This window comes from Rhizobium sp. SG741 (genome assembly GCF_012275435.1).
GTDB lineage: Bacteria > Pseudomonadota > Alphaproteobacteria > Rhizobiales > Rhizobiaceae > Rhizobium > Rhizobium lusitanum.
In genome coordinates this window covers 17528-34053 of record NZ_JAAZQP010000024.1, presented here as the reverse complement: position 1 = coordinate 34053, position 16526 = coordinate 17528, and the positions used below count along the sequence as shown (strand labels likewise).

The following is a 16526-nucleotide window of genomic DNA, read 5'->3' as shown; positions in this document are numbered from 1 at the left end:
GTACGGCAACGAACATCTGCGCGGGTAACAGTGTGGTCGCGTCATCGCACAGTGGGGAACTTTAACATCGTATGGCCAACATCACCGGACGGCTCGTCAAGGGAAGCATGTGGTTAAGCCTGTCTCGGACGATCGTGAACGGGCTTGCCACCCTCAGCACGTTCGTTCTGGCACGCTATCTCGCACCCTCCGATTTCGGCGTGGTCGCTCTGGGCATGACGATACTGTTGATCGTCACGACAGTTACCGAGCTCTCGCTCTCTGAGGCGTTAATCCGTCATGCGGCGCCGGAAGAATCCCATTTCAGCGCTGCCTGGACCCTCAATGCCGCACGTGGGCTGGCGATCTGTATCCTGTTCGCGATCTTTGCCTATCCTACAGCCGTCCTGTTCGACGAGCCCAGACTGACAGGCGTAATGCTGGCACTTGGCGTCAGCATGCTGATGGGTGGTCTCACCAATCCGCGCCGTATCATGCTCCAGCGCGATCTGATTTTCTGGCAGGAATTCGTGCTTGCCGTTTCACAGAAGTTCGCCGGCTTCGTCGCCTCGGTGGCAATAGCGGTCATCTATCAAAGCTATTGGGCGCTGGTCGTCGGTACCCTCATAAGCCAGGCAACGAATGTCATCGTCTCCTATCTCGTGCTGCCGTTCCGGCCCAGGATCACCTTTCAGCATATGCGGGAGTTCTTCTCCTTTTCCGCCTGGCTCACCGCCGGCCAGATCGTCAGTACACTCAACTGGCGCTTCGATTATCTGTTGGTCGGCAAGATGCTCGGCGGGGTCCAGCTCGGCTTTTATTCGGTAGGAAGCAACCTCGCCATGATGCCGACGCGGGAAGCGACCGCGCCCCTCACACAAACAATATATCCGGCCTTTGCCGGCATTCACAACGATCCGGCCAGACTCGCCGCCGCCTATCAGCGTGTGCAGGCGCTCGTCGCCGCCATTGCACTTCCCGCCGGCATCGGCGTTGCGGTGACCGCCGAGCCACTGGTCAGGCTTGCGCTGGGCGACAAGTGGACGCCGGTCATCTTCATCATCCAGTCACTTGCCTCAGTCTTTGCGCTGCAGACGCTGGGCTCGCTGGTGCAGCCGCTCGGCATGGCGAAGGGCGAGACGCGGGTGCTCTTCGTTCGCGATACCCAGATGTTCTGCCTCCGGGTGCCGATCATGATCGCCGGTCTGATGCTCTACGGCCTTCCGGGGGTCATCCTGGGCCGCGTGTTCACCGGCCTGTTCAGCACCGTTGTCAACATGATGCTCGTGCGGCGCTTCACCGGCGTTACCGTATTGAAGCAATTGTCGGTGAACCTTCGGGCGCTCGCAAGCGTCGCGGTGATGGCCGCCGGCGTCTCGCTCGCCTCGAGCCATCTGGCGCCCACGGACGACAAGTTCGTGCTCATCACGCACCTCGCAATACTGATCCTGCTTGGCGGCCTGCTCTATTGCGGTTCGACCTTACTGCTGTGGATGTTGATGAAACGACCGGCTGGCCCCGAAACGGAGGTTCAGACCATCCTCGGCAAAGTGCTGCCGAAACTACGCCTTGCCTGAAGAATGTGCGGCCGATGTCGGCCGGACTGCCTTGTCGTCTTAATGGGGGAATGGGGAAATGACATTGCAATCCAATCTAACGCTGATCGCGAAACTGGAAAGCACGGTCCACGATTGCCTGAGGGACTACATCAGTGATGACGAGCCCTTGGCGATCCTCGACTTTCCGGACATCCGCAACTGTGGCGACTCTGCCATCTGGTTGGGCGAAATGGCCTATCTCCAGAACAGACACCGTAAGCGGCCGGCCTATGTGTCGCGGATCGATGACTTCTCGCCCGAGCAGCTCGAGCGTATCATGCCAACCGGCCCGATCTTCATTCATGGGGGCGGCAACTTCGGCGATATCTGGGACGCACATCAGGATTTCCGCGAAAAGGTCCTGGAGAGGTTTCCGAATCGTCAGGTGATTCAGTTCCCGCAATCCATCCACTACAAGTCGCAGGCACGTCTGGACGAGAGTGCCCGCGTCATCGGACGCCACAAGCACTTCGTATTGCTTGTGCGCGATGAAGAATCGAAGGAGTTTGCCCTCAAGCATTTCGATTGCGAGGTGCGGCTTTGCCCTGACATGGCCTTCTGCATCGGAGCAATCGAGCCGGAAGCGCCGGAATTTCCCGTGCTTGCCATGCTGAGATCCGATCTCGAAAAGGTAGGAGATGCAGACCTCTCCGCCTATCCCGACATTCCGAAAGAGGACTGGACCACCGAATCCGCCAGGCGCGTGCGCATCTCCAAGGCCGTCGGCGCGGCGACGGCTCTGCTGGCACTTAAGCCGGCCGAAATACGGCTGCGCAAACTCGACGCGGCGGCACATAACCGACTGCGTCGCGGCATCCGCCAAATCTCCCGTGGTCGCGCGATCGTCACCGACCGGCTTCATGTCCATATCTGCTCTCTGCTGCTTGGACGACCGCACGCGGTGCTGGACAACAGCTATGGCAAGATTCGTAGATTCATGGCTGCATTTTCCGGCGGCACCGATCTAGCCTACCGGGCGACATCGCTCGACGATGGGATTGCCTGGGCGCGTTATCAGGCCGACCAGCAGCTAGCGCCGGCTGCGTAACGCGCCGGCACCAGGGCTCATCATTGCCTTCGCCAAGTTGCCTTATCATGGGTTTCCCAGGTCATCCGACAAGGGCGTCAAGGGCTCCTACCCATCGATCGCGCACCATTGACCTCATCAATGCCCTGACCGTCGGCCCAAGCGAAAACTCCCCGCGCTTGGCCCGACACCCGGCTGTCGCGCTTGACCGTGAGAATTGCACGCCAATGATTTCAGACGGTTCATCTCACGCCTGATTTGAGAACGGTGCCGGCCAGTTGCTATTTAAGCTGAGAAGCGGCTTCGGTGCGTATGACGGCCGAGGATTTCAGGATTGAGGCATTCGGGCTTCATAGAATACAAAAGTTGCGGCGGCCTAGTTTGGAAGGCTCCCATGGCCAGCTCCAGGGGTCCACTCCCTCCTGGCGGAAATCAAGAGGATCGGGGAAGCGAACGGTCGAGACTTGTGTAGGAACAAGAGCTAGACTTCTTTTCCGGTGACAAGCAACAACGTGACTAGGGGATTGACGGGGGAGATAGCGATTGCAATGGAGAGCGGCCCTGCAGCCCTCTCCATCGGCTTGCCCGGGCATCGGACAAGACACCGACGCATTCTATAGCGCAGAAGGAATATGAGCGATGGCCAAGCCTCCAGAGATGACGAAGTACCGCGGCTTTCCATCCGGCATGCCGGGAACGGGCATTCAATTCACCATTCGCCGCGCGAACTCCAAGGGCGTTACCCCGATCAAGAGCCTACCCCGCCGTGCCCGGCCAGGCTCTTCGGAACACCGCGTCGATGCAGCGTTCCTGCATGCGCTCTGGCACTATTTCGGTGCCGAGCCTTTCGCGCGTGGCAATTTGGACGCTGCCCGATTGAACTTGCTCTTTGGACGTGAGGTAGTGGCGGCCGACAAGGATTTCGATCCGATCTCTTACGATGCGATGCTCGTGATCAACGAAAAGCTGGCGCGGGAAAATTTTCCGGAAGCCTTCGAAGATGTGATGGAGGTCTGACAATGCGCTCTTGAGGTGGCGTCCCCGTCGCTCCGGCCATAGCGTCTGCGGTTTTCATTCCTCTATAATTTCAAACCGGACCGACGCATGATAAGCATTTCAAAGCAGACGCCGAAAAGTCTTAATCGATGACCTCTGCAACCAAATCGATCCTCAAACCTACGTCGCCTGTGGGGGCATTCAGGAATCTTTGCGGACGGAGTGCATCCGTCTAGTTGCCAAAAAACCATAATTGCTCCACGAACATCATACATTGAACACTCAACGTTGAGAATCGGGTCAAAGCTTAATGCGTATACAATATGGTTTCCTCTGCATGTTCCTGGCAATTGCCCCGTCGGCATATGCGCTGGAAACCGGTTCACCGCCAGTTCTGGCGCCGCTAGAGCAGCAGGCGCAAGCAGCTCATTTGAGCGCACAATTTCTGACGCGTTTCCACTATAAGCCGGTGCCGCTTGATGATGCCTTGTCGGCCAGGATCATGAACCGGTTCATCAAGTCTCTGGATCCGGACCGTGTCCTCTTCCTGAAGGCGGATATCGACAAGTTCATGGCCGACAGCACCAAGATTGACGATGCCATCAACCGCGAAGACTTGCAGATCCCGTTTACCATTTTCAACGTGTATGAGCAGCGCGTTGTCGACCGCATGAACTACGCGCGCAGCCTGCTCAAGCAGGGTTTCGATTTCAGCGTACAGGAAGACTATTCCTTGCTGCGCGACAAGGAGCCTTGGCCGCAATCTGAGGCGGAAAGCAATGAACTGTGGCGCAAGCGCGTCAAGAGCGACTGGCTGCGCTTGAAACTGGCGGGCAAAGCCGACGCTGCCATTCGCGATACGCTCGACAAACGCTACGAAAACTCCCTTGAGCGCGCTTACAAGTACAAGAGCGACGATGTGTTCCAGTCATTCATGGACGCCTATACAACGTCGGTTGACCCGCATACCGACTATTTTGGCGCGACCGCTTCGGCTGAGTTTGATATTTCCATGAAGCTGTCGCTGGTCGGTATCGGCGCGGTATTGCAGGAAAGAGATGACTACACGACGATCCGTGAGCTTGTGCCTGGTGGCCCGGCGCAATTGTCCGGCAAGCTTGCGGTCGGTGACCGCATTACCGGTGTTGGCCAGGGCGAGAACGGCGCGATAAAGGAAGTTGTGGGGACGCGCCTTGATGAAATCGTCCAAATGATCCGGGGCGCAAAAGATTCCATCGTGCGCCTGGACATCTTGCCGGCGGATGCCGGACCGGACGGCAAACATCGCCTCATCAGCCTCGTGCGCGATAAGATCAGCCTGGAAAAGCAAGCTGCCCAGAAGACCATCCTCTCGGTAAAGGATGGCGACGCCACTCGTAAAATCGGAGTGATTACCCTGCCGGCGTTTTATGAAGACTTCGAAGCGCGACGAAAAGGCGACAAGGACTATAGAAGCGCAAGCCGCGATGTCGCCAAGCTTCTCGTTGAACTGAAGCAAGACAACGTCGACGGCGTTCTGGTCGACTTGCGCAACAACGGCGGCGGTTCCTTATCCGAGGCGATCGATTTGACAGGTCTGTTTGTCGGCAAAGGCCCGGTGGTTCAGCAGCGCGATGCAGGCGGCAAGGTCAACGTGGAGAGCGATGATCTTCCAGTGCCTGCCTGGACTGGTCCGGTCGGAGTTTTGATCAATCGCGGCTCGGCGTCGGCGTCCGAGATTTTTGCCGCTGCGATACAGGACTACGGTCGAGGCGTGATTGTCGGAGAACCCAGTTTTGGGAAAGGCACCGTGCAGACCGTAGTCAATCTTGACCAGGTGGCTCACAACATCAAGCCGAAATTCGGCGAGCTGAAATTGACGGTTGCCCAGTTCTTCCGTGTCAATGGCGGCACGACACAGCTGCGCGGCGTGACGCCTGACATCAGCTTGCCGGGTCTTTCCGACCCTAAGAGTTTTGGTGAGGCGAGCTATGACAATGCTCTGCCGTGGACGCAGGTCAAGCCGGCGAACTATGCGCCTGACGGTGATATAAAGGCATTGCTGCCGCAGTTGCAAAGCCGCCACGATGCTCGGATAAAGAACGATCCGGATTTCCAGCGCTTTGTGGAAGATATCGGCGAACTGAAGGCGCAGCGCGAGAAAAAGGTTATTTCACTCAATGAAACCGAACGCCGCAATGAAATGACCGCTCAGGCAAAGCGTTTGAAGTCGCGCGAGCAGATAAACGATGGTGTGGATACAGGCGAAGACGATGGCCTGCAAGCAAACGAGCGCAGCCTGAGTGCCGATATTGCCATTGAAAAAGCCCGCAAGAACGCAAAGGACGTCCTGCTGAACGAGGCCGCCGCCATTCTTGCCGATGAGGCGGATCTGCAGGCAGGTGGGCAACGATAGGGAAGCGTTGACGGAAATTAGTATTTTCTCGATGAACACAGCCGCGGAGGTCGGATGAGCTATTCCAGCTCATAGGCCCGCCCGGCCGGGAGCACTACAGTCGCGTCGTGACGCCCCCTTTTTTTCGCTCCAGCAATACTAGAGCGCGCCAAGTGGCGGAGGCGGCGCCTTTGGCCGCCTTGTCCTTCAAGCTTCGTCAAGCGCCAGCGCCAGATCGGCAATCAGGTCGTCGGGATGTTCGATGCCGATCGAAAGCCGGATCGTCGATTCAAGCACGCCGATGCGTTGGCGCACGTCCACCGGCACACCCGAATGCGTCGTCGTCGCCGGGTGGGAGGCCAGGGACTCCGTTCCGCCGAGGCTGACGGCGAGTTTGAAGATCGTCAAGGCGTTCAGGAACTTGAACGAGGCCGGCTGGCCACCCTTGATGTCGAAGGAGAAGGTGGAGCCTGCGCCGGTGCACTGGGTAGCGAATGTCTGGCCGACAGGCGATTTCGGGTCGCTGTAAGACAGGTAGTGAATACTCTCGACCTTGGGATGCTCCCGCAGGAAATCGGCCACTGCCTTTGCATTGCTGTTCGCACGCTCCATGCGGATCTGCAGCGTTTCGAGCGAGCGCCCGAGCATCCAACAGGAATGCGGATCGAGCTGTGTGCCGATCGCACCTCTCAGCGCCTTCACCTGCTTCATGACCGCCTTGCGGCCGAGCGCGGCACCGGCGATCAGGTCCGAGTGCCCACCGACATATTTCGTCAGTGAGTAGAGCGAGATGTCTGCGCCGTGCTCGATCGGCCGCTGGAATACCGGCCCGAGCAGCGTGTTGTCACAGGCGATGATCGGCGTATGGCCTCGCTTCTCGCCGATTGCGTCGGCAACCCTGCGGATCATCGCGACATTCACGAGGCTGTTGGTCGGATTGGCCGGCGTTTCTATCAGGATGACAGAGACGCGGCCCTTGGCCATGGCCTCCTCTGCCGCAGCCTGCACCGATGCTTCGTTGACACCATCCGCGAAGCCAACCGCGGAAACGCCGAGATTGGCGAACGTCTTGGCAAGCAGCGTCTCCGTGCCGCCGTAAAGCGGCTGCGAATGCAGCACCGCATCACCCGGTCGAGCGAATGCAAGAAGCGTGGTGGCGATAGCCGACATGCCCGACGAGAACAGCACACAGCTTTCCGTCCGCTCGTAGACTGCCAGACGGTCCTCGACGATCTCGCTGTTCGGATGGTTGAAGCGCGAATAGACGAGTCCGGCCCCCCTTCCTGCCGGCGGTTCCTTGCGGCCCGAGACGTAGTCGAAGAAATCGCGGCCGTCTTCCGCGGACTTGAAGACGAAGGTCGAAGTCAGAAAGACCGGCGGCTTGACGGCACCTTCGGAGAGCTCAGGATCATAACCGTAGTTCAGCATCTGTGTTTCGGGATGCAGGGCATGATTGCCGATATGGGTTCTCGGCGGGTGCGGCGCAGTCATGAGACGTCTCCTCCATCGGTTTCACGAGCTTTGCGCTGCAGATTATATCAAACGTGGCGGTGTATTCTTGCTATTTGGCGCGCTCTTTTGATGCTTGAGGCAACTTCTTGCAGCGACAACGCATCGCTTCGAACAAGCGAGAAGCGTTTTCCGGGATCAGACGAAGCCCAACAGGTCAGACCTCGCATCCTTTCAGGAAGATGTCGGCGCAAATTCGCGCGCGCTGGGCGATCTCCTCGATACCAGCCGGCTTCCGTTGACGCAGGATGGCGGCGCGCTGCGGCTCCATGATCATCATTCCGCGCAGCATGCCCGAGGCCATGTGCGGATCCTCGAGCTTGATCAACCCGCGCTCGGCCTGCCTTGTCAGCCATTTCTCCATGACGGCATTGGAACCGACGATAGCGGTCTCATAGAAGCTTGTGGCGATCTCGGGGAAGCGGTCGGATTCTGCGATAACGAGACGCGTCATGTCGACTGTATCGTCCGACATCGTCAACATGCCGTAGGTCGTCAGCAGCCGCTCCAGCCCCTGCCGCAGATCCATCGTCGCGAGCGTCGACTGGTCGAGTGCCAGGAAAAATCGATTGATGCGATCGGAAATGATGCTGGAAAACAAATCCGCCTTGGTCGGGAAGAGCCTGTAGAGCGTCTTCGTCGAGACGCCGGCCGTTTGCGCGATCGCACTGATGCTTGCGGCCGCATAGCCGTTTTCCCGGAATTGAGCGTCGGCGGCCTCGATGATCACGCTTTTCGTATCGTCGTCGCAGCGGATTTGGGGGCGGCCTCTCGACCGCTTCTCAATTAATTGAATTTCGACCATGTTGATTTTCCAAATTCCTATTGACTTCCATTTTATAGCGCATATTTTGGAAAATATCAAGTTTCCTAAATATCCGTCCGAGAATTTTCGCGGGGCTATCCGCCCTCCCAAGACGATCGGCCTATCCGGAGAAACAGCAGTGGAAAACAAGGTTCACGTATTGAGTGCAAGCAAGCATGCACCCGTCGCCGAGGCCCCGACCATGGACGCCGGCAAGCCGGATGTGTCGGCCGAACTGGCGCGTATCGCCGCTGAGGAAAAGCCGGCGCCGAAGCGTGGCAAGTCATTCCTGCTCGGAGCCACTGCGCTCGCTGTCATCGCTGCCGCCGCCTATTACGGTCATAACTACTGGACGGTCGGCCGCTTCCAGGTATCGACCGACGATGCTTACGTGCAGGCCGACAACAGCGCGATTGCGCCGAAGATTTCCGGCTACATCACCGATGTCGTCGTCAACGACAATCAGACGGTCAAGACAGGGCAGGTGCTTGCCCGCATTGACGACCGCGACTTCAAGACGGCGCTGGATCAGGCCAGGGCCGACGTCTCAGCCGCTCAAGCGGATGTCGAGGCCAAGCAGGCGTCCCTCGAGATGCAGCAGTCGTTGATCGCCGCCGCCCAGGCGACCGTCGATGTCGACAAGGCCAACGAGACCTTTGCCGAACAGAACGACAAGCGTTATGCGAGCCTCTCGGTCAACGGGTACGCTGCGGTGCAAACCGCACAGCAAGCCGCATCACAGATCGCCGCCGCCCGCGCTGCGATCGACCGCGACACGGCATCGCTTGCTGCCACCACCAAGCAGGTCGATCTGTTGAAGGCGCAACTGGCGCAGGCCAAGGCAACGCTCGCCCATGACCAGGCCGTCCAAAGCCAGGCCGAACTCAATCTATCCTATACGGCGATCACCGCACCGCTCGACGGCGTAATCGGCAACCGCACACTTCGCGTCGGCCAGTATGTGCAGGCAGGCACACAGTTGATGTCGGTGGTGCCGACATCAGCCGCCTATATAATCGCCAACTACAAAGAGACCCAGTTGACTGACGTGCACGCCGGTCAGCCGGTCGACATCGAAGTCGATATGTTCCCCGGCCGGACCTATCACGGCCATGTTGACAGCCTGGCGCCCGCCAGCGGCCAGGAATTCGCGCTGCTGCCGCCAGACAACGCCACGGGCAATTTCACCAAGGTCGTGCAGCGTATCCCGGTCAAGATCGTCCTCGATGCCGACAGCGCCACATCGGGCGATCTGCGCCCCGGCATGTCGGTTCAACCGAGCATCGACATCAAGACGGCCGGTCAGAGCCACGGCGCGTGAACGGTGAGGGATGAGGAGTATTGAACCATGTCCACCATCGCAGCCACCGCCGTCCCACAGCCGAGTGCGAGGGCCAGCACCAGAGAATGGATTGCCGTACTCGCCGGCATGATCGGGGCCTTCATGGCCATTCTCAACATCCAGATCACCAATGCCTCGCTTCTCGATATTGAAGGCGGCATCGGCACGGGCGTCGACAACGGCGCCTGGATTTCGACCTCCTATCTGATCGGCGAGATCGTCGTCATTCCATTGACGGCTTTTTTCAGCAACGTCTTCTCGTTTCGCCGCTATATCCTGGTGAATTCGATCCTGTTTCCGCTGTTCTCGATTGCCTGTGCCTTTGCGCATGATCTCGGCACGATGATCGTGCTGCGCGGCTTGCAGGGCTTTGCCGGCGGCGTGCTGATCCCGATGGCATTCACCATGATCCTTACCAAGCTGCCCAAGGCGCAGCAGCCGACCGGGCTTGCCCTCTTTGCGCTCTCGGTCACAGTCGCCCCGGCCATCGGCCCGACCATCGGCGGCTATCTGACGGAAAATTACGGCTGGCAGACGATCTTCTTCATCAATGCACTGCCAAGCGCCGTCATGGCGATCGCCCTTGCGCTGACGCTCGATAAAGGGCCGATGCGGCTCAGTCTTCTGAAGCAGGGCGACTGGGCTGGGATCGTGACGATGGCGATCGGACTTTCAGCGCTGCAGACCGTGCTTGAGGAAGGCAACAAGGACGACTGGTTCTCCTCGCCCTTCATCCTGAAACTCAGCGCCATCGCTGTCGTCTCGCTCAGCGCCTTCATCTGGATCGAGCTGACCGTCCAGAACCCGCTGGTGAAGCTGCGGCTTTTGAAGCAGCGCAATTTCGGCATCGGCGTTCTCGTCAACGTCCTGGTCGGTTTCGCCCTCTTCGGCTCGGTCTATATCCTGCCGCAATATCTCGGCCAGGTGCAGCGTTACAATGCTGAGCAGATCGGTAATGTGCTTGCCTGGACCGGTCTGCCGCAGCTCATCCTCATTCCGCTGGTGCCGATGATGATGAAGCGTTTCGACGTCCGCTATATCGGCTTCCTCGGCATCGCAATCTTCGCGATAAGCTGCTTCATGAACGTGACGCTTTCGGCCGATACAGCCGGCGATCAGTTCTGGATCCCGAATATCGTGCGCGCCATCGGCCAGGCCATGGTCATCACACCGATCACCGCGATCACGACCGCCGGCATCGCCGCGGCTGACGCCGCCGCCGCATCGGGTCTTACGAACATGCTGCGAAATCTTGGCGGCGCCGTTGGAACGGCGACGCTCGGCACGGTCCTCACCAAGCGCGAGCAGTTCCACTCCAACATCATCGGCCAGTCGGTGACATTATCACGCGACGAGGTACGGGAACGGCTGACGCAGGTGACCAATTATTTCCTGTCGCATGGCGTCTCGGATCATGCCCTTGCCGCACAGAAGGCGACGGTCGCGCTTGGCAGCATCGTCAAACGGCAGGCACTGATCATGGGCTTCAGCGATACGTTTGCCGTGATCGGCATTCTGTTGGCAACTGCTGCAGTCGCCGTCCTCTTTGCCCGCAAGCCCTCTCCCGGTGGTGGAGCAGGGGCTCACTGACGCCCTGCGGACTGACCACCGGGCGCCACGAGACCTTCCAGCCCGGTGGCAACGACCGATACCCTGAACACGCCATCGAGGTTTCTGTCAAAGATCGCTCCAACAACGATATCGGCATCATCGAAGACTTCGTCGCGTATGCGACTGGCGGCCTCATCGACCTCGAACAACGTCATATCAGTCCCGCCGGAAATGGAGATCAGCACGCCCCGCGCGCCCTTCATGCTCATGTCATCCAGAAGCGGGTTGGCAACGGCGGCATCAGCGGCTCTTAGTGCACGGCCTGGTCCTGTCGCCTCGCCTGTTCCCATCATCGCTCGACCCATTCCACGCATAACGGATTTGACGTCGGCGAAGTCGAGATTGATGAGACCTTCCTTGATGATCAGATCGGTGATGCAGCTGACGCCGGCATATAGGACCCGGTCCGCGGTCACAAAAGCATTGGCGAAGGTGGTCGTGGCATCCGCAATACGAAACAGGTTCTGATTGGGAATGACGATGACGGTGTCCGCACTTTCGCGGAGCCGCTCGATACCCTCGTCGGCGGTGCGCATGCGTCGGTTGCCTTCGAACGTAAAGGGCTTGGTGACGACGCCCACCGTGAGAATCCCCGCCTGCCGTGCGACCTGAGCGATGATCGGGGCAGCGCCCGTGCCGGTGCCGCCACCCATTCCCGCCGTGATGAAGCACATGTGCGTACCCTGAAGATGATCCATGATCTCATCAATGGATTCCTCAGCGGCGGCTCGTCCGATTTCCGGCAAGGAGCCCGCGCCGAGACCTTCCGTCACCTGTGCACCAAGCTGAATGCGCCTGCTCGCCTTCGACGTCGCGAGCGCCTGTGCATCCGTATTTGCCGCGATAAATTCGACGCCCTGAAGCTCTTCCGCGATCATATTGTTGATGGCGTTGCCGCCGCCGCCGCCGACACCGACGACGGAAATCTTCGGTATCACCTCGGAAACTGGTGTGCGGATGTCGGCCATGAAGGACTCCATTGGATCAATTGCATTCTCAATCGCAATCGCCTGCCGCTTGCGGGAAGGAACATTGAAGCGATTCGCGAGAGCATAGAGATCCTAGTGAGGAACGTGTGCGCATTGCGGCACGAGCCGGCCGCCCTCCACAGGATATTGAGTCCGGCAAACGGCCGAACTTCAACGCCTAGTCATTTCCAGCGTGCTGACGTCGCTTTTGGCCCCCAATCCGTGCTCCGATCTCTGCATCAGAGGCCTGTGGATCGTAATTGCGAAGCCAGGCCACGTGCCTGCTGACTCGTGAACGTGAAATACGGCGTGAGGCAAACGCCTTGCTCGCCTTGATGGGGACCGAACCGACGGCCCGTCATCTCGATTTCCTGGGATAACAATGATTTATGGAACCCATGAACCGAAGAAAGATTGGTGGCAGCTGCGTTCCCTCAGAATCAGTCTAAATATCAGACATTTTTCAGCGCAGCCGTTTCAGCATTGTAATATCAAGCAGCGCTATTGTAGTTCAGGAATGCAGCCCGTACTCGATTATGTTTCCATCTCAACTCTTCTTGCCGCATGTTAAGTAGTGATGGCCGCAACGCCTTCACACTGTGATTGCCTAAGCTCGGGCTTGCGCGATTTCTTGATTGTGATGACGTATTTGTGATATGTTATGTTCTTTCGCGCCGGTGAGGCCGTCCTGTTGGACGAGGTACGCGATGAGGGTCGTCAGCGGATTTATAGCATGCCTTCTACTCTGGACGCCGCTCGTCTATGCAGGGCCGCTGCATGACGCGGCCCGGACCGGCGATCGGGAACGCGTGGCCCAATTGATCGCGGCCGGCATTGATATCGCCGCACCGAACGAGTCTGGTGAACCGCCCCTGCTAATTGCTGCGCTCGCCGGGCAGAAGGATATCGTCGCACTTCTGCTGGAAAACGGCGCCGATATCGATTGCCGCAACAAAGGCGGCCTTACCGCTCTGCACGCCGCGGCCTACGGCGGACATCTCGACGTGGTCGAGCTGCTCGTGTCGAAAGGTGCTAAAGTCAATGACGATAAGAACTTCTATCACATGTCGCCGCTGCATGCTGCGGCGGAGGAAGGACAAGCCGATGTGGTTACCTTCCTGGTGGCGCACAAGGCCGACCTAGAAGCGAAGGAACGTAATGGCTACACGCCGTTGACCCAGGCCGGATGGCGGTCCCACTGGGATACCGTCGAACTTCTGCTGAAAGCCGGAGCGGTCTGCCAAAAGGCTGATCTCGTCGGCGACTGGCTTTTTGCCGAATGCACCAAGCGCCAATAGCGCCATATTCACTGCCCGAAAAGGGAGGACTGATAACATGTCTCGCAAACAGACAGGACCCGCCGCGCTGATCCTCGCAGGCCTGGCAATCGCCTTTGCCGCGCCGGTCTGCGCCGAGGAGCTGGTCAACACCGGCTATTTTGGTGACGTCGCGATCAAGGGATACGATCCGGTGGCATATTTCGTTGAAAACAAGGCCGTGGAGGGATCCGCGGCCTATTCGCACCGCTGGCTGGGTGCAGAGTGGCATTTCGCCAGTGCCAAGAACCGTGACCTGTTCATCGCCGATCCCGGCAAATACGCACCGCAATACGGCGGTTATTGCGCAGACGGCGTTTCATTCGGCACGGTGACCACCAATATCGATCCGAATGCCTGGCGCATCATCGATGGCAAGCTGTACCTGAGCTACGATCCGGGCGCCGCCGACGGCTTCGAGAAAAAGCCGACAAAGGTCGTCGACTCCAAGAAACACTGGTCTGAAGTGCAGAACACGCTGATTTCGGACAAAATGCAAAAGGACTGGCAGCACATGCCGGCAGACTGACCTCATGGCGTCGGCGAAAAGAACATCAGTGCCTGGGGGGTCACGTGGACATATTGGGCGTCGAGCTGTCCGGCGTCCCTGTTCCGGTAGACCTGCCCACAGACCATACGATCCAGGAAGTAACCGCTAAACCTTTCGCACAGCCTGTTTCCCTTCACGTCAACCGTGCCGGTAATATTGGTATTGGCGCTCCTGTAGGCGGTGTTGCCTGCCTTGTCGAAATACTGGACGAAGGCCGTTCCGTTCTTGTGTTTTCCGGCCCAGGTCTTTCCGTCGATGAGATCGCGCAGCGCCTTCTCGCCGAGCTGATCGGCATCGTTCCCGACAAATCCGAAAGGCCATGCCGGAATGCCCGCAGCCTTCAGCCCGGTCAGATGGTGTTCCAGTTCGGCTGGACGCCAGTAGTCGTAGAGATATTCGTAATAGGCGAGATTGCTTTCCGGAAAGAGTTCCAGAAGCTTGGTCTTCTCCGCCGCGCTGCGCACCCGGTCGCCATCAAAGCCATAAGCCGCCGTCAGATATTCGCGCGCTGGTTCGACGTTCGGCAATGCGTCGCGCGCCGCTTCTATCAGAGGGACGGCACGGCCATTGTCTCGCGCCGTGTAGAGAACGATGCCCGCCAACAACTGGAAGCTCGGCGATGGCGACGGATCGAGCCTGAGCGCCCGGTCGATTTCGGCAATGGCCTCGTCATGGTTTCCTGTTTGAGATAGGATCAGTGCTAAGTTACCAGCAGCTTCAGCACTGTTCGGCTGGGCCGCCACAGCCCGGTTTGCCGACTCTCGGGCTTCGGCCTCCCTCCCGTCGACCAGTTGCAACAAGGCGAGCACGGTATGAGCGCGCGCATTATTCGGGTCGAGCTTCAGCGCCTGCCCCGCCGCGTCATAGGCGATCTTGCGCGCCACCGCCGCGGACCAGAGAAAATTGTAATCGTTGCGCCAGACATCGACTGCGACGCGTGCGATCCCGGCATGCGCGTCGGCGAAATCCGGATCGAGATCGATCGCCTTCTGGTAATAAGAAAGCGTCCGGCGATAGGTCTCCACGTCGCTGTAGAGCAACCCTTCGTGCTCCGCGCGCATGTAATAGTCGTAGGCCTCGAGGTTATCGCTTGGGATCTTCTCGATCTGGGTGCGCTCGCCTTCGCTGAGCTCCACCTTCAGCGCCGAGATGATCTTGCCGGTCACATCGTCTTGAATTGCAAAGAGATCAGCATATTGCCGGTCGTAACGTTCCCCCCACATGGAGAGCCCCGTCAGCGCGTCGATCAGTTTGACGTTGATCCGCAACTGTGGCCCCGCTCGCTGCAGCGTGCCTTCGAGCAGATAGTGCACGCCGAGCTCCGCTGCCACGTCCTCCGTCTTGCCCGCATTGCCCTTCAACGCAAAGACCGAATGCCTAGCGATGACGAAAAGCCCCGACACTTTGGAAAGTTCGGTAATCAGATCGTCCGTCAGCCCCTCGGCCAGATGATCTTGTTCTGAATCGCCGCTGACGTTGATGAAAGGAAGGACGGCGACCGAAGGCTTATCTGGCAGAGGATAAGCGAAGCGACGGACGAATGCAGGCGTCTCACCTATATCCAGTCTCTGCCACAGGTAAGCACCGCAGCCGGCAATCAGGGACAGTGCGACGGTCAGGATCGCGCCGCGACGCACGCGCTGGGACCATCGTGGAAACCGGCGGGCCGCAGCCGGATCGAAAACAACTCTGTAGACCCGGATTGGCTCGGCAATGCTTCTGACTTTCTGCCGCCCGAGCGAAAAGAAACTCGCATCGATCTTCGTCTTCACCTGATCGTATGTCGTACCGGAGATGGCGATGCCGCCCGGTTCGGCTAGCGTCTGCATGCGATCGGCGATGTTTACGCCATCGCCGTGAATATCCTCGCCCTCGACGATAATGTCGCCGAGATTGACCCCGATACGGAACCGCAGCGGTATGGCGTCACCGGAGGCCGGGTTCTGCTTCGCCTTCTCCCGCTGGATCGCGATGGCGCATTGCAGGGCGTCGACGACGCTATGAAACTCGACGAGCAGGCCGTCGCCCATCGTCTTGACCAGCCGGCCGTGATGTTCAGCAATTCTGGGCTCGATGAGATCATCCAGGTCGGTCTTAAAGCTGCGGCGCGTCGCTTCCTCGTCGATCTGGCTCAGGCGGCTGTAACCTGCGACGTCAGCGATCAGAATTGCTGCAAGACGGCGCTCCATGCCCCTCCCCGCTGACCGTGATGGCCCCTCCGGCACATCTTATCGCAGGTCGACTGGCGAAGCCATTCGTCGAGGACTATCTCGCATGCGAGATAGTCCATGGTGGCTTTGAAAGGATTCGAACCGGCGACTGGCATCTGGTCGACCGCTGTTGACAACGGCCGCTGGGCCTCAAACCCTGGCATCCCGAATGCGATCTCGATCGGCATGTTCGAGGGCACCGACCGCGCTTGACGATCCCGGCGGTCTGCACATCGCGGCT

The 16526-nt window shown here is 58.9% G+C and carries 13 protein-coding genes; 9 read left to right on the top strand and 4 right to left on the bottom strand.

From position 1 onward, the window contains the following. The first annotated feature begins 71 nt into the window (after positions 1 to 71). The 4 genes from FHT29_RS33150 to FHT29_RS33135 all read left to right on the top strand — a co-directional run bounded on the left by FHT29_RS33150 (position 72) and on the right by FHT29_RS33135 (position 5995). Complete coding sequence (locus FHT29_RS33150; RefSeq protein ID WP_168601092.1) at positions 72 to 1556, top strand: lipopolysaccharide biosynthesis protein; 1485 nt, start codon at positions 72 to 74, stop codon at positions 1554 to 1556. A gap of 58 nt (positions 1557 to 1614) precedes the next feature. Then, the gene (locus FHT29_RS33145; protein WP_047639107.1) at positions 1615 to 2625 is read left to right on the top strand and encodes a polysaccharide pyruvyl transferase family protein; all 1011 of its coding nucleotides are present in this window, start codon (positions 1615 to 1617) and stop codon (positions 2623 to 2625) included. 618 nt (positions 2626 to 3243) lie between these two features. Next, a complete protein-coding gene (locus FHT29_RS33140) occupies positions 3244 to 3621 on the top strand; it encodes a hypothetical protein (RefSeq protein WP_037197044.1) in 378 nt (125 codons plus the stop codon). A gap of 289 nt (positions 3622 to 3910) precedes the next feature. Further along, on the top strand, positions 3911 to 5995 hold the full coding sequence (locus FHT29_RS33135; RefSeq protein ID WP_168601091.1) for a carboxy terminal-processing peptidase: 2085 nt from the start codon (positions 3911 to 3913) through the stop codon (positions 5993 to 5995). Positions 5996 to 6181: 186 nt separating this feature from the next. Here FHT29_RS33135 and FHT29_RS33130 read toward each other — a convergent pair whose 3' ends face one another. Together FHT29_RS33130 and FHT29_RS33125 are read right to left on the bottom strand one after the other, a co-directional pair. Then, complete coding sequence (locus tag FHT29_RS33130) at positions 6182 to 7465, bottom strand: cystathionine gamma-synthase family protein (protein WP_168601090.1); 1284 nt, start codon at positions 7463 to 7465, stop codon at positions 6182 to 6184. Positions 7466 to 7640: 175 nt separating this feature from the next. After that, the gene (locus FHT29_RS33125) at positions 7641 to 8288 is read right to left on the bottom strand and encodes a TetR/AcrR family transcriptional regulator (RefSeq protein WP_047552662.1); all 648 of its coding nucleotides are present in this window, start codon (positions 8286 to 8288) and stop codon (positions 7641 to 7643) included. Between the two features lie 160 nt (positions 8289 to 8448). Here FHT29_RS33125 and FHT29_RS33120 point away from each other — a divergent pair, with 160 nt between their 5' ends. Continuing rightward, complete coding sequence (locus FHT29_RS33120; RefSeq protein WP_210255629.1) at positions 8449 to 9609, top strand: HlyD family secretion protein; 1161 nt, start codon at positions 8449 to 8451, stop codon at positions 9607 to 9609. A gap of 27 nt (positions 9610 to 9636) precedes the next feature. Continuing rightward, a complete protein-coding gene (locus tag FHT29_RS33115) occupies positions 9637 to 11220 on the top strand; it encodes a DHA2 family efflux MFS transporter permease subunit (protein WP_168601088.1) in 1584 nt (527 codons plus the stop codon). Here the strand turns inward: FHT29_RS33115 and ftsZ are convergent. Further along, positions 11214 to 12209 carry a cell division protein FtsZ gene (gene ftsZ, locus FHT29_RS33110; protein WP_037197124.1) on the bottom strand — a complete coding sequence of 332 codons (996 nt, stop codon included), beginning with the start codon at positions 12207 to 12209 and terminating at the stop codon, positions 11214 to 11216. The two genes, FHT29_RS33115 and ftsZ, sit on opposite strands and share 7 nt — an antisense overlap. 707 nt (positions 12210 to 12916) lie before the next feature. On the opposite strand from ftsZ, the gene FHT29_RS33105 reads away from it, so the two are divergent. Then, on the top strand, positions 12917 to 13507 hold the full coding sequence (locus tag FHT29_RS33105) for an ankyrin repeat domain-containing protein (protein WP_168601087.1): 591 nt from the start codon (positions 12917 to 12919) through the stop codon (positions 13505 to 13507). Between the two features lie 37 nt (positions 13508 to 13544). Further along, positions 13545 to 14054: a YHS domain-containing (seleno)protein gene (locus tag FHT29_RS33100; RefSeq protein WP_047552670.1), complete on the top strand. Its 510-nt coding sequence runs from the start codon at positions 13545 to 13547 to the stop codon at positions 14052 to 14054. A 2-nt stretch (positions 14055 to 14056) separates the two neighbouring features. On the opposite strand, the gene FHT29_RS33095 is transcribed toward FHT29_RS33100, so the two are convergent. Further along, positions 14057 to 16264 (bottom strand): adenylate/guanylate cyclase domain-containing protein, encoded by a 2208-nt coding sequence (locus FHT29_RS33095; protein ID WP_168601086.1) that lies wholly within the window; start codon positions 16262 to 16264, stop codon positions 14057 to 14059. Between the two features lie 99 nt (positions 16265 to 16363). Between FHT29_RS33095 and FHT29_RS35020 the strand changes: the two genes are divergently transcribed. Beyond that, complete coding sequence (locus FHT29_RS35020) at positions 16364 to 16498, top strand: hypothetical protein (protein WP_281408414.1); 135 nt, start codon at positions 16364 to 16366, stop codon at positions 16496 to 16498. Positions 16499 to 16526: the final 28 nt, after the last annotated feature.

Coding starts and splice junctions, on each gene's coding strand:
- FHT29_RS33150 (WP_168601092.1), top strand. CDS start 72: ATGGCCAACATCACCGGACGGCTCGTCAAGGGAAGCATGTGGTTAAGC.
- FHT29_RS33145 (WP_047639107.1), top strand. CDS start 1,615: ATGACATTGCAATCCAATCTAACGCTGATCGCGAAACTGGAAAGCACG.
- FHT29_RS33140 (WP_037197044.1), top strand. CDS start 3,244: ATGGCCAAGCCTCCAGAGATGACGAAGTACCGCGGCTTTCCATCCGGC.
- FHT29_RS33135 (WP_168601091.1), top strand. CDS start 3,911: ATGCGTATACAATATGGTTTCCTCTGCATGTTCCTGGCAATTGCCCCG.
- FHT29_RS33130 (WP_168601090.1), bottom strand. CDS start 7,465: ATGACTGCGCCGCACCCGCCGAGAACCCATATCGGCAATCATGCCCTG.
- FHT29_RS33125 (WP_047552662.1), bottom strand. CDS start 8,288: ATGGTCGAAATTCAATTAATTGAGAAGCGGTCGAGAGGCCGCCCCCAA.
- FHT29_RS33115 (WP_168601088.1), top strand. CDS start 9,637: ATGTCCACCATCGCAGCCACCGCCGTCCCACAGCCGAGTGCGAGGGCC.
- ftsZ (WP_037197124.1), bottom strand. CDS start 12,209: ATGGCCGACATCCGCACACCAGTTTCCGAGGTGATACCGAAGATTTCC.
- FHT29_RS33105 (WP_168601087.1), top strand. CDS start 12,917: ATGAGGGTCGTCAGCGGATTTATAGCATGCCTTCTACTCTGGACGCCG.
- FHT29_RS33100 (WP_047552670.1), top strand. CDS start 13,545: ATGTCTCGCAAACAGACAGGACCCGCCGCGCTGATCCTCGCAGGCCTG.
- FHT29_RS33095 (WP_168601086.1), bottom strand. CDS start 16,264: ATGGAGCGCCGTCTTGCAGCAATTCTGATCGCTGACGTCGCAGGTTAC.
- FHT29_RS35020 (WP_281408414.1), top strand. CDS start 16,364: ATGGTGGCTTTGAAAGGATTCGAACCGGCGACTGGCATCTGGTCGACC.